The sequence below is a fragment of the Kitasatospora sp. NPDC057500 genome, assembly GCF_042802195.1.
Lineage (GTDB): Bacteria > Actinomycetota > Actinomycetes > Streptomycetales > Streptomycetaceae > Kitasatospora.
Genome location: NZ_JBHVER010000010.1, coordinates 46,486 through 66,574, shown reverse-complemented (window position 1 = coordinate 66,574; position 20,089 = coordinate 46,486). Strand labels below are relative to the sequence as shown.

15 protein-coding genes and 4 pseudogenes are annotated in these 20,089 nt (G+C 72.7%); 9 read left to right on the top strand and 10 right to left on the bottom strand.

The genetic code is table 11. The features are described from left to right. Window positions 1–515 precede the first annotated feature (515 nt). Window positions 516–956, top strand: a complete 441-nt coding sequence (locus tag ACFU74_RS03845) for an SHOCT domain-containing protein (RefSeq protein WP_380751256.1) — start codon at window positions 516–518, stop codon at window positions 954–956. Between the two features lie 806 nt (window positions 957–1,762). Here the strand turns inward: ACFU74_RS03845 and ACFU74_RS03840 are convergent. Next, window positions 1,763–2,314, bottom strand: coding sequence for an alpha/beta hydrolase (locus ACFU74_RS03840; protein ID WP_380751253.1), 552 nt, complete (start codon window positions 2,312–2,314; stop codon window positions 1,763–1,765). Between the two features lie 485 nt (window positions 2,315–2,799). Further along, window positions 2,800–3,174 carry a hypothetical protein gene (locus tag ACFU74_RS03835; RefSeq protein ID WP_380751250.1) on the bottom strand — a complete coding sequence of 125 codons (375 nt, stop codon included), beginning with the start codon at window positions 3,172–3,174 and terminating at the stop codon, window positions 2,800–2,802. 440 nt (window positions 3,175–3,614) lie between these two features. Between ACFU74_RS03835 and ACFU74_RS03830 the strand changes: the two genes are divergently transcribed. The 5 genes and pseudogenes from ACFU74_RS03830 to ACFU74_RS03810 all read left to right on the top strand — a co-directional run bounded on the left by ACFU74_RS03830 (window position 3,615) and on the right by ACFU74_RS03810 (window position 7,144). Beyond that, window positions 3,615–4,160 (top strand): EF-hand domain-containing protein, encoded by a 546-nt coding sequence (locus ACFU74_RS03830; protein WP_380751247.1) that lies wholly within the window; start codon window positions 3,615–3,617, stop codon window positions 4,158–4,160. A 292-nt stretch (window positions 4,161–4,452) separates the two neighbouring features. Beyond that, window positions 4,453–4,566 (top strand): annotated as a pseudogene (locus tag ACFU74_RS03825) (IS630 family transposase); the annotation flags it as partial. A 144-nt stretch (window positions 4,567–4,710) separates the two neighbouring features. Continuing rightward, window positions 4,711–5,298, top strand: a complete 588-nt coding sequence (locus ACFU74_RS03820; RefSeq protein ID WP_380751326.1) for a hypothetical protein — start codon at window positions 4,711–4,713, stop codon at window positions 5,296–5,298. A gap of 780 nt (window positions 5,299–6,078) precedes the next feature. Next, complete coding sequence (locus tag ACFU74_RS03815; RefSeq protein WP_380751244.1) at window positions 6,079–6,687, top strand: hypothetical protein; 609 nt, start codon at window positions 6,079–6,081, stop codon at window positions 6,685–6,687. Between the two features lie 193 nt (window positions 6,688–6,880). After that, window positions 6,881–7,144 (top strand): DUF2199 domain-containing protein, encoded by a 264-nt coding sequence (locus ACFU74_RS03810; RefSeq protein WP_380751317.1) that lies wholly within the window; start codon window positions 6,881–6,883, stop codon window positions 7,142–7,144. A 46-nt stretch (window positions 7,145–7,190) separates the two neighbouring features. Here the strand turns inward: ACFU74_RS03810 and ACFU74_RS03805 are convergent, their stop codons facing one another. The 5 genes and pseudogenes from ACFU74_RS03805 to ACFU74_RS03785 form a co-directional block, all read right to left on the bottom strand. Beyond that, window positions 7,191–7,856: a recombinase family protein gene (locus tag ACFU74_RS03805; protein ID WP_380751241.1), complete on the bottom strand. Its 666-nt coding sequence runs from the start codon at window positions 7,854–7,856 to the stop codon at window positions 7,191–7,193. A 14-nt stretch (window positions 7,857–7,870) separates the two neighbouring features. Continuing rightward, entirely contained in the window at window positions 7,871–8,410 is a 540-nt protein-coding gene (locus ACFU74_RS03800; protein WP_380751238.1) for an aminoglycoside phosphotransferase family protein, read from the bottom strand. Further along, window positions 8,407–9,162 (bottom strand): aminoglycoside phosphotransferase family protein, encoded by a 756-nt coding sequence (locus ACFU74_RS03795; RefSeq protein ID WP_380751235.1) that lies wholly within the window; start codon window positions 9,160–9,162, stop codon window positions 8,407–8,409. Before ACFU74_RS03795 ends, ACFU74_RS03800 begins: the two co-directional genes overlap by 4 nt. A gap of 103 nt (window positions 9,163–9,265) precedes the next feature. Beyond that, window positions 9,266–10,261, bottom strand: a complete 996-nt coding sequence (locus tag ACFU74_RS03790; RefSeq protein ID WP_380751232.1) for a GNAT family N-acetyltransferase — start codon at window positions 10,259–10,261, stop codon at window positions 9,266–9,268. Between the two features lie 482 nt (window positions 10,262–10,743). Further along, a pseudogene (locus ACFU74_RS03785) lies at window positions 10,744–13,713 on the bottom strand (Tn3 family transposase); the annotation flags it as partial. Between the two features lie 153 nt (window positions 13,714–13,866). Here ACFU74_RS03785 and ACFU74_RS03780 point away from each other — a divergent pair. After that, window positions 13,867–14,894 (top strand): annotated as a pseudogene (locus tag ACFU74_RS03780) (IS5 family transposase). 78 nt (window positions 14,895–14,972) lie between these two features. Here ACFU74_RS03780 and ACFU74_RS03775 read toward each other — a convergent pair. Then, window positions 14,973–15,218, bottom strand: a pseudogene (locus ACFU74_RS03775) (hypothetical protein); the annotation flags it as partial. A gap of 509 nt (window positions 15,219–15,727) precedes the next feature. On the opposite strand from ACFU74_RS03775, the gene ACFU74_RS03770 reads away from it, so the two are divergent. Further along, the gene (locus ACFU74_RS03770) at window positions 15,728–16,246 is read left to right on the top strand and encodes a hypothetical protein (RefSeq protein ID WP_380751229.1); all 519 of its coding nucleotides are present in this window, start codon (window positions 15,728–15,730) and stop codon (window positions 16,244–16,246) included. A 199-nt stretch (window positions 16,247–16,445) separates the two neighbouring features. Here the strand turns inward: ACFU74_RS03770 and ACFU74_RS03765 are convergent, their stop codons facing one another. Both ACFU74_RS03765 and ACFU74_RS03760 read right to left on the bottom strand, forming a co-directional pair. After that, window positions 16,446–17,129, bottom strand: a complete 684-nt coding sequence (locus ACFU74_RS03765) for a response regulator (RefSeq protein ID WP_380751226.1) — start codon at window positions 17,127–17,129, stop codon at window positions 16,446–16,448. Then, window positions 17,126–18,304, bottom strand: coding sequence for a sensor histidine kinase (locus tag ACFU74_RS03760; protein WP_380751223.1), 1,179 nt, complete (start codon window positions 18,302–18,304; stop codon window positions 17,126–17,128). Before ACFU74_RS03760 ends, ACFU74_RS03765 begins: the two co-directional genes overlap by 4 nt. 261 nt (window positions 18,305–18,565) lie before the next feature. Here ACFU74_RS03760 and ACFU74_RS03755 point away from each other — a divergent pair, with 261 nt between their 5' ends. Beyond that, the gene (locus ACFU74_RS03755; protein WP_380751220.1) at window positions 18,566–19,825 is read left to right on the top strand and encodes an alpha/beta hydrolase family protein; all 1,260 of its coding nucleotides are present in this window, start codon (window positions 18,566–18,568) and stop codon (window positions 19,823–19,825) included. Window positions 19,826–20,089 lie beyond the last annotated feature (264 nt).

Genomic DNA, 20,089 nt, shown 5'->3' with positions numbered 1-20,089 from the left:
GATTTCCCTCACCGGAGCCCGCCTCCCAACGAGCTGAACAGTCGCTGTCGACAGTCGTGCAGAAAAGCCAGGGCATCGACTGCGACGGCCTGCACCGGCTTCCGGAGCCGTGGCCGCAGGCCCGAGGACGAAGCAGCCGCGGTCCAAGAGAGGACGAACGGGTAGCCGACGGGTCCGTCCGGTGACGCGGGACAGCGCTGACGGGTGGCGAAACCGTCGAAGCCCTGGCCTTCCTCTCTGTGGTCGTGCTGAACTTGCGCAGCGCCGCACGGCATTGCGGGCCTGGCACCGCCGCCGTCCGGCCGCATTCCACACTCTGGGCGGCCTGCACCCGCGGGTACAGGCCGCCTGGAACAGTCAGTCGATCAACGAAGTGTCAATGCACGGAAGGACGCCCCGGGATGGCACAGCGCGTACACACCGGATGCCCCGACTGCACGAGGTGCACGAACTCTGCGATCAACAACGCGGGCCGGGCCATGGGCCGGGCCGCCGCGGGGATGATGACGGCCGGCATGAGTGAACTGGTCACCCGCAAGTGCAAGGGGTGCGGGCACGCGATGAGCCTGCACGGCCGCGCCGACAACGGGCGCTGGGACTTCCAGGCGAACCCGGCGGCCGGCGCAGCGTGGGGCGCGCAGGCCCCGTATCCGGTCCAGCCCCACCCGCCGCAGCAGGGTGCGTTCCCGCCTCCCCCGGGCCCGGGCTACGGTTTCCCGCCCGCGAATCCGTACGGCGCCCAGCCGCCCGCGCAGCTTCCTCTGCCGCACGCTGCACCCCCGATGCCGGCGAACACTCCTCCGAGCGCTGAGCCGGCCGCGTGGACCCCTCACGCGGCCACCACCGCCGATGAGATAGCGAGCCGCCTCAAGCGGCTCGACGCCTTGCGCGACGCCGGTGCGATCACCGACGCCGAACACGCCGCGCAGCGCACCCGCATCCTCGACGCCCTCTGAACTTCGCTCCACAGACCCCCCTCCTGCGCATGCACGCCCGGGCGGGACCGCGGGGACACCCACCGGGCAGCGTGGCCAGGTCGGTGCACCAGCCGGTGCTGTTCAGGTAGGCCCGGGTGGGCCGGGCCGCGAACACCGGCGCGGTGCCCCGCACGCCAAGGACGGCCAGAGCCCTCCTTGGCGGCCTCGGGGGGCCGTGTCGTCCAGCCGGCCGTCGCAGGCCAAGCGCAGACAGACGGCGGAGCGGGTGTACCCGCGCCTGTCGATGGCGGTGGCGGTGGCGAAGCGGCCGAGCCCGTGCAGTGCGGCGGGCGGGAGGTCGGCTGCAAGTGCCTGCTCCCACAGGGTGGTGGCCCGGTCCTGCCCGGGCCCGGGCCCGCAGTTGTTTCGCGCCAGCCCTCCTCGGTCAGGCCCTCGCCGATCAGCATGTCGCGGATCCTCCGGACCGCTTCCGGGTGTTGGGCGCGCGGTACGCGGCTCTTCACGCTGTACATCAGGATGTACCGGTCGTCGTCGGCGGTCTCACCGTTCTTCCCGGTGCACGGAGTGGAGAGCGTGTCGACGGTCGACGGGTCCGGCCCGATCCCGGCGGTGCGGGCCGTGTGCTCGGTGATCTGCTGGGCCCCAGGTCCGGGCATCGGCCTTGGACTTCACGGGTGGTGGGTCACTCCTGTCGGGATGGGCGGACGAGCACCCTCCGAGCGCCGCCGGCAGGAGCGCGGTGGCGGTGATCCGCGCGAAGGCGCGGGATGCGCTGGCAGTCACGGTGCTCCTGGGTCGGCGGGTCGATCGGGGCGGATCCGGGGTCAGTGCGCGACGGTGGGGGCGAGGGTCGGCGGGCGGCCGGCGATGATCCGTCGCTGGTGGAGGAGGGTCTCGCTTGCACCACCGGGGCCCCTGTCCCGGTAGCCGCCGTGCCCGCTGGTGTCGACCTTGATGTGCCGGGCCCCGAAGATCCCGTACTGGGGTCCCTCGCCGAACACGGTGCCGGTGGCCGTCTGGATGAAGTCGTCCTTGGCCGTGCCGACCCAGCCGTGCTTCGGGGCGATGCTGAGCTCCGAGGCCCTGTCCACCCCCATGCCGGGGCTGCCCAACGCGATGATGCCGTCGGCGTTCACGCCGCCGTCCCGCGCGGCCGCGCCCACGACGTAGGTCCCGTGGCTGTGCCCCATCAGGGTCAGGTGCGAACAGACGCCGTTGTCACCCTCGGCCACCCGCAAGTCCTTGGTGAAGTCGCGCAGGGGCGGCGCCCCGGCATCCCCCGGCGAGCACGGTCTCGGTGCCCGGCACGGAGACCGCCGTGTGCTGCGCCTTGTCGGGGTTTCCCGTCGAGACGATGGCCCGGCCGTTGTGCGCATCGGGATCGATGCCCAGGAGGAACATCTGGTGCTTCTCGGGATTCCCGTCGGACGCGACCAGCTTTCCCGAAGTCGCCGGGCTTTCCGGCGCGGTAGGCGTCCAGATTCTCGTCGAGCCGCACAAAGGGGGATGCGCTTCGGCCGGCAGTACGCCACGATGACGCGAGAACGACAGCGCCCAGGCGATGGCCGACTTCCTGAGCGATGCGACCGTGCCGGTGCCGGTGCCGGTCCTCGCCGCGGCCGCCGAACTGATCGCCCCCAGCTGAAGAGCAAGGATCCGGAAGGCAGTCGGCGCCGTCCGCTCCCGGCTGCTCGCCGCGATCGACGGCGCCGAAATGGGACGACAGCCAGCACCGCTGGCGGCTGTCCCAGCTCCGTCCCTGTTCCGCCAGGTAGTGCTCCCACCAGACGAAGCGGGGTGGGGAATTCCTCAGAGATGTCCCGTAACCGATCCTTCCACAACGACATCCCCCAGCCGGGTGTCAGACGCGCTGCCAAGGACTGTCCACGCAGGCCAGCACGGTGTTGTTCAAGAAGAAGCACGTGCGCGCATAGAAGTCTCCCCCGATCGTTCCGTAGCCGACTCCGGGGTTCCGATCGCTGTTGCAGTAGTCCCAGTACTTCTCGGCAACGATGTTTCCATTACCGTTGATGATCATCGTCTGGTGCGTACACCCGGCTGGTGGGGTGGGGTAGTACCAGGAATCCGCCGACACCGTGGCGAGCCATCCGTTGTAGCTGATGCAGGAACGGATCGAGCCTTCCGAGCACCCGCCGCCGGAGGCGGCAGACGCCGAAGGCGCAGCAGCCGTCCCGGCAAGAACGATACTGATCGACGCCGCAGCAGCTGCGGCCATGCGCCTGAGCCTCATGTACCCCTCCCACTGGCCATGCCACCGACGTCGGTAGCCGCGTCGGAACGTAGCCAAGCCCCGAAGGCAGTGGGAAGACCTTCGACAAAACCAGCACGAGCCAGTCCGGATTGGTCGGCCAGGACAACTACTCACACAGGGATCCGATTTCCGGGGTCCGGGGCCCGCCGCTTCTGCACCGTCGAGGTCGGCCGCTGGTGGCTGCTGGACATCGACCGCCGGCTCCTCGATGAGCACGACCAGCGCATCGAGGTCCCTCCATGCCCTCACGGGCCCGGATGAGCCACCTGGCGCACCACCGCCCTCCCGCCGTCACCCGCAGCGGTGGCCTCCCGGCGTTGCGGAGGCGCTCTCCGGACCGCTGACCCTACCGTTCGCCGCATGCCGCCGCACGCCGCCCGCGCGGCCAGGGAATCGAGGACCTCATGACATCGCCCGTGAAGAGCCAGAAGTTCAACGCCCTGTTCGACTGGTTCGACCTGAACGGGGACGGACAGCTGTCCCAGGAGGACCTTCGCGGCACGGCCGAGGTGTTCGCCCGGACCGCGACCCGGGACGACCAGGCCACCGTTCGGGCCCTCCACGACGCCTTCGCCCGCTGGTGGCACCTCCTGGTGGAGCACGGGGACACCGACGGCGACGGGCAGGTCTCGCGCCAGGAGTTCCTCACCATCATGAAGGCCGACGTGACCACGCCCGCGCACTTCGAGAGCACGGTGCTGGCGATCGCCGACGCCCTGCTGAACGCCTATGACACCAACGGCGACGGCATCCTCAGCAAGGAGGAGTACGTCCACATGTACGAGCAGCTGGGCGTGCCCCGCGCGCACTCCGAGCAGGCGTTCCCGCGACTGGACCGGGACGGGAACGGGGTGATCAGCCTCGACGAGTTCCGCGAGGCGATCATCGAGTTCTACCTCAGCGACGACCCCGCCGCGCCGGGCAACTACCTCCTCGGACCGATCGGCTGACGGCCGGCGCGCGACAGCGTGCGCCGGTCGCGACGCGAAGGGCGTAGCCATCGGCGCCGAGGACCTCGTGGGGTGCGCGGCGGTAGAACCGGGTGCGGGCTTCGTAGATGCCGCTGGGGAGGTGGCCGGCGTAGCCGCGGACGGTCTCGGTGGCGAGGTCGCACTGGTGCTGGGGTCCGGCCGGCTGGCGTGTGCGCCCTGCTTCTGCCTTCTCGGCGGCCGGTGCCTACGTCCGCGATCGACCACGAAGCACCGGTGAGCCCGTACGGCAACGATGGCGCAGCCGCTTCGGCGCCCCCATGGCGTCACCTGCTTCCACGGCTGCTACTCGGTCGGAGACGACACCCTGTGGGGCGTCAACCGCCGCCGCAAGGGCAGCGCGAACACCCTGGCCGCACTCAGATCGAGCGGCAGACCCCTCCTCGCCGTGTGGCCCAGCAACCCGGCGAACCTATGCGGTCACAGCACTAGCGTCCTCGCTCACAGCCCGCTTCTGCCACGGGTCAGGGATTCGAGTGGCCCTGACAGTGCCATCCGGTTGGATAAGCACGTGACTGTCTACAAGCAGACCGCCCGGACCCTCACCCTCGTGGCCGCCCTGCTCTCCGCGGCCGGCTGCGCCTCGACCGCCGCCGACACGAACCCCGCGCCCACCAGCGCTGCCCCTGCGCCGATCCCCGCATCCACACTGGCCGCACTGTCCGCCGTCGCCCAGAACTACCAGGACGCGGTCAACCGCGGCGACTGGCAGACCTCCTGCTCCCTCAGCTCGGCTCTCCTGCGCGGCGGCACCGTCGCCGACTGCGTCACCACCAGCACCACCCGGACACCCGCCCCGACCCCGACGTCCGCTCCGGCCGTCCCCTCTGGCCCCACCCCGGTGATACCGACGCTCGCCGACATGACACCGGCCGGTCCCGCTACCGCCGCCACCGGCGACATCATCCAGGTGCCCGCGGGCCCCGGCGCCCACCCGGTGGGCTACGGGGTGTACGTCACCTTCCCCTTGAGCAAGCCCGGGAGAACCGATCGCTGGGCGCTGCGCGTGGTCGAGGAGGGCGGCACGTGGGTGATCGACCAGCGGGAGGACTACATCACGCGGGCGGCGCAGATGCGCCGTGTGCTCCTCGGCCAGTGACGGACCACGTGACGAAGGGCGCGGACGCCCCTCCCGCACGGATGCCCGGCTACCACGACGGCCCCTTCGGCCTGTGCCCCGAGGTGCTGGACGGGAGGCTGTTCCGGATGGGGCACCTCTACTCCGGTGTCCCCGGCAGCACCGGCACTCCTGGACGCTCACCGAGCGGCCGCCGTCATCCCCTGAGGCACACTGTGGGAGGGGATCATCGGCGCAGCCGCGGACGCGGGGTGAACTCGTCCCCTGCGATGACCGACGCCGTCCGAGCCCAATGGCGACGGTGCGCTCGAGGTCGACTGTGCTGGTCTCGGACGGCGTCCCCGGGCCCTGGACGCGGCCGCAGGATCCCGCAGCCCGTACGCCGCCTTCCCCTACGACGACGACCTCCTCGCCGCGGTCCGCAAGCGACTCGCGCGGCCCACGGAGCTCAACGGCAACGAGCCCTGGCAGCTGACGAACCTCCTGGCCGGCTGGGGCAGCGCGGCAGCCCCGGCCCTGCCCGAGCTGTGCGCACTGCTCCCCCACCATCCCGGCCCCACGGCCCGCGCCCTCACCACCCTCGCCCGCGACGGCGGACCGGCAGACCGGGCCCGCACCGTCGCGGCCCTGCGCGCGGCAGCCGAGGACGGGGTCCTCTCCGCCGCGCAGGCCCTGGACGACCTCACCGGCGACGCCGCACCCCTGCTGCGCCTGCTCGGGCCCGAGCTCCGCGAGGGAGCCGCCCAGCGGCGGCAGGCCGCGGCCGCGGCGGGGGAACTCGGCCCCCGGGCGGTGGCGCTGGTGCCCGCGCTACGCGCTGCACTCAGCGGCCCGGACGCCGACACCACGCCCGCTCTGGACGCTGACACCGCCCTCACCGAGGCGCTGTGGCGCATCACGGGCGACGCGCACGAGGCGGTCGCCGTCCTGGACTCCGTGTTCCGCCGCGCCGCACGAAGCCCCTGGTCCCAGTGGCCGCTGGCGCGGGCCGCCCATGCTGCGGAACTTCTCGGACAGGCGGGGCAGCCGCTCGCGCCCCACCTGGAAGCCTCCCTCGCCGATCCGAGGCTGGCACCGACCGCCGCAACCGCCCTGCTGTCCGTCGCGGAACCCGCCTCGCTCGACCGCCCCGCGCTCGCCGAAGCTGCCCTGGCGGCCGCCGAGACGGGCACCGATCCCCAGGGCGCCTGCGACGCCCTGGGGCTTCTCTCCGCCGCCCTGACCTACGACCACCTCAGCCTGCTCGCCGTCCTCGCCACCGGCGACGCCCGCACGGTCTGCTCGGGCATCGAGGACCGCGTCATCGACCAGGACGAGACCTTCCGGCGGCGCGCCCAGGCGCTCCTCGCCACCGTCCGGACATCCGCCAGGAGCTTTCGGGACCCGGGCGAGGAAGGACCGTGCTTGTGACATGCCGTCGACGGACCGCCCGGGGCCGGGGCGGGCTGCAGTCAAAGGGGTCGGTTCAGGCTTCCGCCCATGACCAGCGATCCCGGGTTCGCCTGCTCGTGCTGCGGCGAGCACCACGCAGAGCTGCCGATGAACTACTCGACAACGGCCCCCCTACGTCTGGGACCCGAGCTACGACGACACCCCTGACTGCCTGCTCTCATCGGATCAGTGCGCCATCAGAGCACAGCACTACTTCGTCAAGGGCCTGATCGAGATACCGGTCATCGGCAGCAGCGACGTCTTCTCCTGGGGCGTCTGGGTCTCCCTGAGCCGCGAGAGCTTCGCCCGCGCCGCAGACCTCCGGGACTCACCAGGGCGCGAATCCGAGAAGCCATATTCCGGTTGGCTGGCCACCGGGCTTCCCATCTACTCGCCCAGCAACATCAACCTGAAGACCTACCTCGGGTGTGAGTAGTTGGCGTACAGAAAGTGCCGGTGAGATTGATCTTGCTGGAGTCGGTCTACTCCGCCGGCGCTTCGATCCGACGGGGCACGGTGCCAACGCGTAGCTCGCGCAGGTCTGGGATGTGGTTGTAGAGGGTGCCCAGGGAGACGCCCAGCAGCTTGGCGATCGAGGTGATCGAGCGGCCGGGGTCGGGCAGCAGGTCGCGGGCGGCGCGGATGACTTCCTCGGTGGCGACGCTGGGGCGTCCGCCGACCCGGCCGCGTTCGCGGGCGGCGGCCAGGCCCTCGTTGGTGCCGATGACGATGAGTTCGCGGATGAACTCCGCGAGGGCGGCAAAGACGTGGAAGACGAGCCGGCCGCCGGGGGTGGTGGTGTCGAGGTTCTCGTGCAGAGAGGTGAAGCCGATGCCGCGGGTGCGGAGTTCGGCGACCATGTTGATGAGGCCCTGGAGGCGGCGGCCGTAGCGGTCGAGCGAGGGGACCACGAGGGTGTCGCCGGGGTCGAGGAAGGCGTGGCACGCCTTCAGCTCGGGGCGGAGCGCGTTCTTGCCGGACTTCTTGTCCGCAAAGATCTTCCGGCATCCGGCGGCGGTGAGTGCGTCGAGCTGTCGTTCGAGCTTCTGCACGCTGGTCGAGACCCGGGCGTATCCGATCTTGATCTCGGTGCGGATGAGCGGTTCGGCGACGAGGAGGCCCGGCTCGGCCGGTTCGGGGGCGGTCATGGACCCGGGTCATGTCAGAGAACGGTGGTCCCGGGTTGTTGAATGCCCTTGGTTTTTGAAGGCCGTGATGCGGGGAGCCGGTCGATCATGGCCTGCGCGATGTCGGCCGGCCGTGGCAGGCCGGGCGGGGCCGGGACAGCGATCAGGTGGGCCAGGAATGCCGACAGATCCTGCAGAGCTTGGACGCTGTCCGGGACATTCTGGAGCGAGCGGGAGGCATCGAGCCGCTCCAGGAGCATGGTTCCGGTGTCGGGGTCGTGTTCGAGCAGGTCGACGGCGTGACGTGTTCCCCAGGTGCGCAGGGCGAGGGGCTCGCCGCGGGTCTCCTCGTCCACGGGCTGGAGCTTGAGCAGGGCGGCACTGCCGTCCGGCCGCCGGACGGGGAGGGCCAGCGCGACGACTCCGTGTGCGGCGGAGCCGTCCAGGCGCAGGTCCCAGCGGTGGAAGAAGTCCTCGGCCAGGTCCGGGAGAGCATCGGTCCAGGTCCGCCAGGCTTCACCGGCCAGCGAGGTAGTCAATGCGGCGGGCACCTGGACGGGGTGGCGGGCGGTCACCGCGTCACCTGCTCGTGGCTGGCGAGGACCTCGCGGATGACGTGGCGGGCGCTGGCCGCGCGCTGAGGGTTGGAGTCCTTGTAGTAGGGGAGCGCGACCAATGCGATTGACAGGGCCCACCCGCGGCCACGGTCCCAGGCGTCGTCGTCGGCCCCGAGGGCGGTGCGGAACTTCTCGCGCGCGTGTGCGGGCAGCAGGTTCCACGCGGGGATGAGATCGACGCTGGGGTCTCCCACCCCCGTGAGCCCGAAGTCGATGACCCCGGCCAGCCTGCCCTGTGCGGCAAGGATGCTGAACGATGCGAGGTCGCCGTGGAACCACTGTGCCGGCCCCTCGTACGCCGGTACGTGCAGGGCCTGTTCCCACGCGGCCGTCGCTGCGGGTACGTCGATCATTCCGCCCAGGTCGGCTAGCGCGGCACGCACCTCCTCGTCCTGCGTGGTGAGGGGCAGACCCCGGCGCGCGGCCGGGGCACCGGTGGTGTCGACACCGCGCAGGGCGGTGATGAAGCCGGCGAGGTCCCGGGCGAGCCCGAGGGGATCGGCGAGCCGGCCGGTCACCGGATTCTCTCCTTCGATCCAGCGGCAGACGGACCAGGGCCACTCGAAGCCCTCCGCCGGGGCACCCATCCCCAGCGGGACCGGACTGGGCACCGGGAGATGCGGGGCAATCTGCGGCAGCCAGTGCTGCTCGGTGCGCAGGGCTTTCGACGGCCGAGGGGATCCGCGGGAGGCGGACCGCGAGGTCGTCACCGAGCCGGTACATGGCGTTGTCCGTCCCTGCGGACCGGACCGGTGCGAGCGGCAGGTCGGCCCAGCGGGGGAACTGGGCGACCAGCAGTCGGCGCACGAGAGGTTAATCGATGCCCGCCTCGTCGGCGTGCATCTTGCCGACGGCAGGTGTCGTGCGCTGCTTCTCGAAGTGGGTGCTGCCGTCCGGCAGATCCCGCAGCGCGGTCCAGCCGAGCCGACGGTAGAAGCTGGGAGCGCGGCTGGAGGTATCGGTGGTCAGCCAGACGGTCGCATGGCGCTCGAACAGGAACGCCTCCGCGCGCTGCATGAGCATGCGCCCCAGACCGCGCCCCTCGAACTGCGGGCGGATGAAGCATGCGAAGACGCTGCCGGCCTCGGTGTCCGCCATCGCGAACCCCGCGGCCTGCCCTTCGACCTCGGCGATCCACAGACACGGGGACGCAGCCAACGCCTCCTTCACCGACTCCTTCGTGATCCCGAGCTCGGTGAGCTGCTCGTGCGAGAGATGGTTCTCGCGCACGCTGGTGCGGATGTCGAAGACCGCATCGATGTCGGCCTCGCCGGCGATCCTCACCGCCAGCCCCTTCACCAGAGGACGCTCGTAGCGGTCGTAGACGGTTCCACTCTGCTCACGGATCCGGCGGACCAGGGTGAAGCCCGCCCGCAGGGCGACCCGTGCGGACGCCTCGTTCTCCGGCTCCGTCTTCATCACCGCGCAGATCGCACCCTGGTCGGCCGCATACCGGCACGCCAGGTCGACCGCGCGGGTCGCCAGTCCCCGTCCGCGCCAGGCCGGGTAGAGCCCGTAGGCCACGTTCACCTGACCAAGCTCCAGACCTTCGCCCTCGAACCGCAGGTCAACCGTGCCGGCCAGGGTCTCTTCGGCACCGAACCGGATACCGAAGGCCCGCAGCGGCCCGTCAGCCTCCCACTGCTGAGCGCAGTGCACGAGGTACGCCTCGACGCTCTCCCGGGTTCCGGGGCCACCATTCAGCCAGCGCACCAGCTGTGTGTCCTCCCCGGCCAGGTGCGCCGACGCATCGTCGAGACGCAGGAGGGAGAGGGCAACGGTGCCGTCGGACAGGATGTGATTACGCATCCCGCGATTGTCGCAGCCGACACGTATCCGGACAATCCGATATTTTCGGATATCTCGTTCTGGTAGGTGCCGACACGCTGGGGAGAAAAGTGTGAACGGTGCGATGGTGGAACACCTCTGCATGGCCGACGCCACCGTCATCTACCCGCGATGGAAGCGATGCGACGCGGTCAGCGGGTTCGATCTTGCAGACGGTCAGGCCGCCACCGATGCCCCTTCCGCAGGGCCGACACCATCTCCTGCGCCAGGCGACTCCTGCCCCGACGGGTACGCAGGCTGCCCATCAGGCCCCCCGGAATGCCGGCCCATGCCGTGGGCAAAGGAGCATCGTGCTTCCCGCCACCACGCCCGATCAGCGCAGACTCCACGGCAGCCCTTCAGGTCGGCAGGTCGAGCAGGCCGGACGGGAACAGGGCCCTACGAGCACGCTGCCCTCTGGCTCTCCTTGCCTGCCAGTCATGGGTCGCACGAGCCCTAATCCCCATGTCGTGGCCCTCGGCGCGGAGCTGGGCGACGGCGGCATCGAGGTAGCGGGTGTTCCACAGGACGACGGCATTGAGGACCAGGCCGAGGGCGGCGAGCTGGTCCTCCTGGCCCTCGCGGTACGCCTGGCGGATCTGGCCGCGGCCGCCGTGGCAGATCGCACGCGCCAGCCGGTGGCGGGACTCCTGCACGGTCAGCTGCCGGTTCATCAGCCGACGGTAGGTGTCGTCGACCGGGTCGACCAGCGCGAGCAGGTGCATGGTCTTGTCGATCCGCCCGTACTCGGCGAACGCGGCGCCGAGCGGGGTCGGGTGGCCCTCGCGGCCGAACATCCGCAGCAGGTCGTAGGCCCGGACCTGGTTGGTGATGAGCGACCCGGCGACCCGGAGCATGTCCGGCCAGTGCGTGGCGATCCGCTTGAGGTTCACCTTGTTGCAGGCGATGGCCTCCAGCGGCCCGTACCCGGCGGCGGCCGGCGCCTCGCCGTCGGGCAGGTCGGCGCGCCAGAACCTCTGGTCGGCGAGGTCGCGGAAGCGCGGGGCGAAGCGGAATCCGAGCATCTTGTACAGGCCGAAGGCCATGTCCGAGTACGAGGCGTTGTCGGTTGCGACCATCTCAGGCTTCACCCCGCCGTCGAGGTTGAGCAGGGTGTAGAGGCTGTCGCGCGGGGTGCCGCGTACGACCATCGCGCCGATCCCGGCGACCTGGTCGTTGACGGCGTTGAGCCAGGTCACGCCGCGTTTGTAGCCGTAGTATTTGGGCGAGGGGCCGCTGTTGATGCTCTTGACGGGGACGACGAAGCGCAGGCCGTCGACGGAGGCGAGCAGCCCGCCGCCCCACATCTGGGCCAGCTCGATGCGGGACTGGGCGGTGATGAGCGCGGCGTTCGCCGCGGCGATGGTGTCGGCTCGCAGGTAGTTCTGGTCGACGTGGGACAGCCGCGAGCGAGTCAGCGACTTGTTCTCCGGGTCGATGACCGGAGTCAGGCCGATGTTGCAGCTCTCCGCCACCAGCAGCGCGACCAGGGAGACGAGCAGGCCCTCCATCCGGGTGCGCCGCTCGGAGACGTGCCCGAAGGCATCAAGGAAGCCGGTCCAGGAGTGGACCTCGAACAGCAGGTCCGGCAGGTCGATCCCCGGGAGCATCGCTTCCGTGGTGGCCTTGAGCCAGGTCAGCGACTCCGGCTCGCCCACCGCGCCAAGCTTGTCCACCGACAGCCGGGCGCGTCCGCCGCCCTCGGGGACGACGATCTCCACCTTCGCCTCGGCGCCGGCCTCCTCCAGGCGGTCGGCCATCTGCCGCCACGCCGCGTCCAGCCCCCGGACGAGCTGGGCCAGGTGCTCCTCGGCGTCCTCGGTCAGGGACAGGCCCGCGAGCACGTCCGCGCGCATCGCCTCCCACCGCGGCCCGTCCAACAGCCGGGCGCGCGGGTCCGCCCACCGGTTCGAGGGAGAGGCGAACACATCGCGCCGGTTCAGGGCGCGGTGCATCCCAGGACGCACACCACGTACGCGTCACGGTCGACCGCGCCCTGCGGCAGCTTGGCGTTGGAGAACACCGCGCGCTTCCACACCGCCGGCACCAGCTCGGCGTCGACCTCGCGGGGCAGCAGCGGCCGGTCCTTGACCCGACGCCGCGAGAGCACGGGCAGGTGACGCACCGCCTTGAGAATGCGACGCCCCGGCCGGGGCGGCGCCCAGCGCGTCCGACTCGCCCAACAGGGACAGGAACGGGCGCGGCGGTGTTGTAGCGCAGGGCCAGCTTCTCGCGCATCGCCGCCTCCGCGGACCCGTCATCCTCGGGCACCAGGGCCTCGACGGTCGCCACCGCCCCGGCCACCGCCGTACGTGGCACGGCCTCCTCGACCGCCGCCCACAGCGCGGCGACGTCCAGGTCCGCGTCGTGCTCGGCGACCAGGTCCAGCTCCTCGGTGAGGATCTTCGACGCCTTCGCCAGGATCCGGGCCGCCTTCTCCAGCTGCGGCAGCATCGCCAGGCGCTCCCGGTCCGACGCCCGGCGGGCTGGGCTGATCAGCCGGTTCGCCATCAGCACCGCGAACAGATCCAGTGCGTCGTCGACCGCCTGCGCCTCCAGCTGGCGCACCACCGCCGTCAGCAGCGCGGTTCGCCGCGGCTCCGGCGCCCGCTCGATCGTCTGCGCCTTGCTCAGCTGCCCGTACCGGGCCAGCGCGGACAGCCGGTTCACCGGCACCCGCGACAGGTTCACCCGGCCCAGCGCGAACGCGGAGATCTCCTCCACCCGCTCCATGGCCCGCACCATCGCCGTGCCCGTCGACTTCACCGGCGGCGTACGCAGCCGCTCCAGCTCCGAGACCCGCCTGCCCTCCGGCACCACCAGTAGCTCCGCCAAGGCCGGCGCGAGCGCCGCATCTACCGGACCGTCGCGCGGGCCACCGCCTCGTACAGGCGACACTCGGCCGCCGTACGGGCCTCCGACACCTGCCGGGCCAGCACCGAGACACCCGGCAGCAGCACCCGGTTCTTCCGCAGCCACGTCACCGCATGGTTGAACAGCGCCACCGGCCCCTCGGCGTGCGTCCACGCCCGCCCGTACAGGAAACTGCGGAACTCCCGCCCCCACTTCCGGTCGGTGAAGTCCCGGTACTTGAACCGCCGCTGGATCTCGCCCGCGTGCTCGTACACCGTCGAGCGCCGCTCGGCATACCGCTTCACGCACGAGGCGTCGGCGATGCCGAGTTGTCCGACCAGGTACTCCACGGCCTCCCACGGCACGACGAGCGGATCCTCGCCCAGGAACCGGCCGATGTAGCGGACCGTACAGATCTGCGCCGCCATGCCCAGCCGGTGCGCGTCCGTACGACGCAGCGCGATCAGGTCACGGTCGTCATCGTCGAGGAAGAAGAACCGCTCCAGCTCCGGGCGCGTGGGCGCCTCGGCGAACGTCCCGTACGCCTCGGCCTGCTCATCAGTCAGAAACTCCACCGGCACGAGACGGACCGTAGCCAGCGCCGGGACCCGCTCGACGATCGTTCCGTGAACCTCGGCGAGGCCACGGAGCGGTGTGCTAGGGCGAGTATCGGGTCGTGATCAATCTGTGGGTTTCGCCCTCGTGGTCGCGCCTGGTCCGGTAGATCGTGTTGTGTGACGCGAGTGCAACTGACGGACCCTGAGTGGGAGTTCATCGGGCCGTACCTGCCGATCGGTGAGTACGGCCCGTACCCCGAGCGGCTCCGTCGGCAGTTCGAGGGCGTGATCTGGCGGTTTCGGACGGGCGGCCAGTGGAGGGAGATGCCGAGCCGGTTCGGCGCCTGGTCCACGGTCCACAACCGGTTCCGGCAGTGGAGGGACGCCGGGGCCTTCGAGGCCCTGTTGGAGGGCGGGATCGCGGAGGCAGCGAAGCGAGGTGAGGTGGACTTGTCGCTGGTCAGCGTGGATTCCACCGCCGTCCGGGCCCACCACGACGCCGCCGGGATGCATCTCGACCCCGACACGCTCGCCGACCTGGAGAAGGCCGCCGAGGAGGCGGAGAAGGCCCGGCAAGAAGGGGCGGAGAAGGCCCGGCAAGAAGGGGCGGCTCGAAGGAACAAGACAGGCAGGACACCGCAGACGATCCGGAACGGGACGAGCGGCGACGCGTCCGACGCAGACGCAAGATCCGCCTGAAGGCGGCCCTGCTCGGACGGTCCAGAGGCGGGCAGACCAGCAAGGTCCACATCGCCGGCGAGCGTAAGTGCCGCCCGCTGGCAATCGTCCTGACCGAGGGGCAAGCCGCCGACAGCCCGCAGTTCATCCCCGTGTTGGCGAAGGTCCGGGTTCGCGGGCCTGTCGGCCGCCCCCGCACCAGGCCCGACGCAGTCGCGGGCGACAAGGCCTACTCCTCGCGCGGCAACCGCTCCCACCTGCGTAAACGGCATATCAAGGCCGTTATCCCGGAGAAGCGAGACCATGCCGCCAACCGAGAGAAGAAGGGCAGCAGGGGCGGCCGGCCCGTCGCCCACGAGGCCGAGCTCTACAAGGAGCGGAACACCGTCGAGCGCCTGATCAACAGGCTGAAGGCCTGGCGGGGCATCGCCACACGGTTCGACAAGACGCCCGAAAGCTACCTCGCCGGCCTCCACCTCCGTGCCTCGATGATCTGGATCAAGGAACTCACCAAAACATCCTCTTGATCACGACCAAATACGCTCCCTATCCGGCCAAGATCAATCTCACCGGGATTTCCTGTACGCCGACTACTCACACCCGTTGTCCCGGGGGAACCCGGCGGCCTTGGTCCGCCGCTCGGAGCGGCGGCGCGCCCGGTCGTCGCACTCGGCCGTCAGCAGCTCGGCGAGGAAGCCGCGGTAGGTCATCGGCACACCGCCCGAACTGGCCCTCGCCGCCGCCCTGATCACCGTGCGCGCGGCCGGCTCCGGCCCCTGGGCAGACGCCCGGGGACGGCCCTGGGGAGGCGCCCGGGGATCTGCGGCGGGCGCACGGAAGGCCGGTCCCACAGCTCGTCCGTGACCGCGAACCCGCTGTGACGTGGAGCCGCTTCCACCCGCCCCGGCTCCCGGGCCGCGGCCGGCCGACGCCGCACCGTGCGCACCGACACCCCGGCCGGCTCGGCAGCGATCCTCCGCCCTCACCGGCTCGCTGCCGCCTCTCCCGCCGGCACCACCGGCACCACCGGCACGGGTCGATCCGCCGGTGGTCTGTTCGGTTGTCTCCTCCCTGGGGAGGGTGCGGAGTTGGCTCTGCCGGGGGAAGCGGTGCCGACCTGGGGAGGAGGCCGGGAGGGCGGGCGGAGGGCAGGCTGGAGGCGGCTTCGAGAGGGACACGGGGGTTTCCTGGCGGGGCCGGGAGGGCCTGCTCGCGGGGTCGGCACCGGCCTCGCTCACGAGCGTGGCAGGGCGGGCAGGACCGGCACGGTCCGGGCCCGCGGCCCCGCAAGCCGGACCACAACCAAAATCAACTGCTGTGGCCAGGTACGCGCACAACCGAACGGAAGGAAACACTCACGATGGCCCGTCGATTCTCCCGGACGGCCGGCACAGCCGTCGCTGCCGCCGGCGTGCTGGCTCTCACCGCCGTCCCGACCTCTGCGGCTCCGTCCCCGGCTGCCGGGGCCCCGGCTGCCGCACCCGCCGCGGTGAAGACCTGGCGGCCGGTGGACCTGCCCGCTTTCGACAAGGCGTGCAGCGGCACCCTGAACCACCCGAAGTCGACCCGGGTCTTCTTCCAGACCTGCATCGTCCACGGGAACGACAACTGGATCCAGCCCGTCCTGATCGTCTCGAACCTGTCGGACAACTGGATCAACATCGGCGGGGACATCCACAGCCACTGGGTGATTGTCGCGGGCGCCCACGACACCTGCGCGGAATCCGCCCTCGCCCCCGGGGCCCAGACTTCGTGCTGGGGGACGACGACTGCGGGCAGGCTCGGCCTGAACACCGCCGACAGCCAGTTCTACCTCAACGGGATGGACAAGTACGGCACCAGCCTGGCCGCCAAGTACGTCCTGCTCCAGGACGCCTGACGGCCGAGCGCCGCATCCGCCCGCCCTGCCCTGCCCCGGCAGCAGGCGGACGCGGCCCGGAGCGGGGATCGCTGGTGCGCGGACCATGGCGATATCCGCGCGCGCCGGAGCACGTCGGCGGAACCCTGCCATGCCGTGCCCCGGCAGCCGGCACCGGCGCCGGCCAGGACGCCCCGGGCCCCTCCACGGTCTCCTGCGCCTACCCCGGCCCGACCAGCCCGCACTCGTACGCGAAGATCACCGCCTGCACCCGGTCCCGCAGACCCAGCTTGGCCATGACCCGGCCGAGGTACTTCTTCACCGTGGGCTCCGCGAGACCGAGGGCGGCGGCGAGTTCCGTGTTGGTCAGGCCGCGGGCGGCCCCCAGCAGGACCTCCCGCTCGCGCGCGGTCAGCACCCGCAGCCGCTCCGCGTCGCCCCCGCCCCCGCCCCCGCCGCCGTCGTCCCCGGCGGCGGGGAGCCGGTGCGCGAAGCGGTCCAGCAGCCGCCGGGTCACCCGGGGGGAGACCACGGCGTCCCCCCGGGCCACGTCGCGGATCGCCCCCAGCAGCTCCTGCGGCCGGCTGTTCTTCAGCAGGAAGCCGGAGGCCCCGGCACGCAGCGCATCGAAGGCGTACGCGTCCAGGTCGAAGGTCGTGAGCACCAGTACCCGCGTCCCGGGCACCTCGCGCAGCAGCCGCCGGGTCGCCGCGATGCCGTCGGTGCCCGGCATCCGCACGTCCATCAGCACCACGTCCGGCTGCAGCCGCCGCGCCAGGTCCACCGCCGCCGCCCCGTCGGCCGCCTCCCCGACCGGCTCCATGTCCGGCTCGGCGCGCAGGATCAGGCCGAACGCCAGCCGCAGCAGCTCCTCGTCGTCCACCAGCAGCACCCGGACCCTCACGGCGCGCCCCCGGGATCCAGCCGTACGAAGACCCGCCAGCCGCCGCCCGGCCGCGGGCCCGCCTCCAGCACCCCGCCGAAGGCCGCCGCGCGCTCCCGCATCCCCGTGAGACCCCGCCCGGACCCGGCGGATCCCGGCCGCCCGGACCCGGCGGCCCGCCCGTCGTCGGTCACCTCGACCGTGACCGCCCCCGGCGCGCAGGACACCCGCACCTCGGCGCGCGACCCCTCCGGCGCGTGGCGCAGCGCGTTGGTCAGCGACTCCTGGACGAGCCGGTGCACCGTCAGCTGCGCCGCGGCCGGCACCCCGGCGGCCTCGCCGTCCACCCGCAGCCGGGTCACGAGGCCCGCCGCCTCCATCCGCTCGCACAGCGCCCCGAGCTGCCCGATCCCCGGCGGCGAGCGCCGGTCGTCCCCGGGCCCCGCGTCGGGGCCGGCGTCCTGGAGCAGGCCCAGTGCCCGCCGCATGTCGGTCAGCGCCTGCCGCCCGGTCTCCGCGATCCGGGCCGTCACGGCGGAGGCGTCGGCCGGCCGCGCGTGCCCGAGCGCGTCCGCCAGGGCCACCACCACCGACAGGCCGTGCGTCACGCTGTCGTGCAACTCCCGTGCGATCCGGGCGCGTTCCTCCTCCACCGCCCGACGCTCCCGCTCGTCGTGGTCCCGTTCCAGCCGCGCCAGCCGCTCCGCCCGCGCGGCCCGCCGGATCCGGGCGTTCGCCCCGAGCAGCGCGCTCGCGGCGACCGCCGCCGTCATCGCGGCGGCCGAGGCGGGGAACCGGCCCTCGGGCGCCCAGCGGGCCGCCGCCAGCACCGCCCCGGCCGCCGCCACCAGAACCGCCGCCCACGCCGACCGGTAGGGCGCCCGCGCGGTCACCGTCCCGAGGGCGACCAGCAACGCCGCGTCGGCCGGCAGCTGAACACCCAGCAGCCACTGCGCGAGCGCCGCGGCGGCGATCACCCCGAACGCGGCCCGGGGCGCCCGCCGCCGCCACACCAACGGCAGCACCAGAGCGGTCTGCAGCGCGAAGCCCGTGCCGTCCGCCACCCGCCCCGGTCCGAGCGTCACCAGGAACAGGGCCGCCGCGAGCGCGGCGTCCGCCACCACGGGCGGCACCCGCCCCGGCAGCCGGGCGAGGGCGCCCGGCGGGCCCGTCCGTACCGCGCCGGTCCCGGTCATCGTGTCCGTCCTCGCGTCCGCGTCGTCCGGCGTCCTCGCCGGAGCCCCACGGTAGGGCCCCCGCGCCCGCGAAGGCGTCCGCCCGCCGGCGGAGACCGGCGGAGACCCCGGGACACCGGGGGCTCCTCCGCGCGGAGGAGCGGACGCGCCCTGGGGCGACCCGCGCCCGCCGGCGGGATCGTCCCGCGGCAGGGCGCCCCGCGCCCCCCGGCGGCGGAACCCTGGTGGCGACCCCGCAGCCGCACCCCGAGGAGCCCGCCCATGCCCCCGACCCGCCGCGCCCTGCTCGGCACGCTCGGCGCCGCCGCGCTCGCCGCCGTGGCCGCCGCCCCCGCCCCGGGGAGCCGCCCCGCCGCCCCGGCCGGGGGACAGGGCCCCGCGCACGCCCCCGGCGCCCCGGTCCCGCTGCGGCTGCCCGCGCCCACCGGGCCCTGGCCCGTCGGCACCGTCGAGCTGCACCTGGTCGACGACAGCCGCCCCGACCCCCTCCTGCCCGCCAAGCCCTACCGGGAGCTCATGGCCGGCCTCTGGTACCCGGCGGAGCCCGGCGCCGGGTACCCGACGGCCCCCTGGCTGCCCCCGGCCGCGGCGGCCGACTGGGACGCGCACTCCGCACCGGCCCTCGGTGTCCCCGCCGGCGCCGCCGACTGGCGGGGCATCAGGACCCACGCCCGCACCGGCGCGCCCGTCGCCCGCCGCGCCGGCCGGCTGCCCGTGGTGCTGTTCTCCTCCGGCGACGGCGGCTCGCGCGCCCTCGGCACCGCCCTGGTCGAGGAGCTGGCGAGCCGCGGCCACCTCGTCGTCGCCCTCGACTCCACGTACGAGGCCGAACAGGTCGAGTTCCCCGGCGGCCGGGTCGAACGCGCCCTCCCGCTGCCCGACGACCTCACCCCGGAGGTCATCGCCGCCCTCCTGGCCGGCCACTCCCGGGCCCGCCTCGCCGACGCCCGCTTCGTCCTCGGCGCACTCGACCGGCTCGCCCGCGGGGACCGCCCCGACACCGGCACCCGCCCGCTCCCGGACGGGCTCGCCGAAGCCGCCGACCCGGCCAGGACCGGCGTGCTCGGGCAGTCCCTCGGCGGCTCCGTCGCCGCCCAGCTCGCCCACGACGATCCCCGCGTCCGCGCGGCGGCCGACCTCGACGGCGCCCTCCTCGGACCCGTCGCCGACAGCGGCCTCGCCAAGCCCTTCCTGCTGATGGCCTCCGGTACGAAGACCCTGCGCACCGAACCGAGCTGGGCCTCCTGCTGGGCGGCGTCCACCGGCCCCCGGCACGCCCTGCGGCTGCGGAACGCCGCCCACGGCTCGTACACCGACCTGCAGGTCCTCCTGCCTCAGCTCGTCCGCCGCCTCCCGGTCCCCGACGCGGCCGGGCTCATCGGCACCGTCGACCCCCGGCGCTCCCTGGCCGCCCAGCGCACCGCCGTCGCCGCCTTCTTCGCGCGGTACCTGACGGGGCGGCCCACCGGCTTCCTCGACCGGCCCGGCGACGACTGGCCGGAGCTGGAGGTGCTGCGCTGAACCGGCCCGCGCGGCACCCTTCGTGGCGCCGGGCGGCACGGCCGTCCGGCCGGTAGCGGGGCGGGCGCGGGGCGGGCAGCGGCCACGGCTGCCGGCCCGCAGTTCGCGGCCGAGGAGTGGCCGGCCCTCGACGAGCCGCCGGACGCCCGCTCAGCCGCAGGCCGGAGGGCGACCTGATCGGCCGTGCGCACTCCCCCACCGGGCGTGGGCCCGCCGCCGGGGGGGGCACCCCCGGGGCGGGCGCGGCGGGGGGGAGGGGGTGGG

What these genes read in the sequence shown, in the direction of transcription:
- ACFU74_RS03835 (WP_380751250.1), bottom strand. Translation starts at nt 3,174, where the DNA reads ATGGCCGCAGCTGCTGCGGCGTCGATCAGTATCGTTCTTGCCGGGACG.
- ACFU74_RS03830 (WP_380751247.1), top strand. Translation starts at nt 3,615, where the DNA reads ATGACATCGCCCGTGAAGAGCCAGAAGTTCAACGCCCTGTTCGACTGG.
- ACFU74_RS03805 (WP_380751241.1), bottom strand. Translation starts at nt 7,856, where the DNA reads ATGACCGCCCCCGAACCGGCCGAGCCGGGCCTCCTCGTCGCCGAACCG.
- ACFU74_RS03755 (WP_380751220.1), top strand. Translation starts at nt 18,566, where the DNA reads ATGCCCCCGACCCGCCGCGCCCTGCTCGGCACGCTCGGCGCCGCCGCG.
- ACFU74_RS03760 (WP_380751223.1), bottom strand. Translation starts at nt 18,304, where the DNA reads ATGACCGGGACCGGCGCGGTACGGACGGGCCCGCCGGGCGCCCTCGCC.
- ACFU74_RS03840 (WP_380751253.1), bottom strand. Translation starts at nt 2,314, where the DNA reads ATGCGCACAACGGCCGGGCCATCGTCTCGACGGGAAACCCCGACAAGG.
- ACFU74_RS03770 (WP_380751229.1), top strand. Translation starts at nt 15,728, where the DNA reads ATGGCCCGTCGATTCTCCCGGACGGCCGGCACAGCCGTCGCTGCCGCC.
- ACFU74_RS03790 (WP_380751232.1), bottom strand. Translation starts at nt 10,261, where the DNA reads ATGCGTAATCACATCCTGTCCGACGGCACCGTTGCCCTCTCCCTCCTG.
- ACFU74_RS03845 (WP_380751256.1), top strand. Translation starts at nt 516, where the DNA reads ATGAGTGAACTGGTCACCCGCAAGTGCAAGGGGTGCGGGCACGCGATG.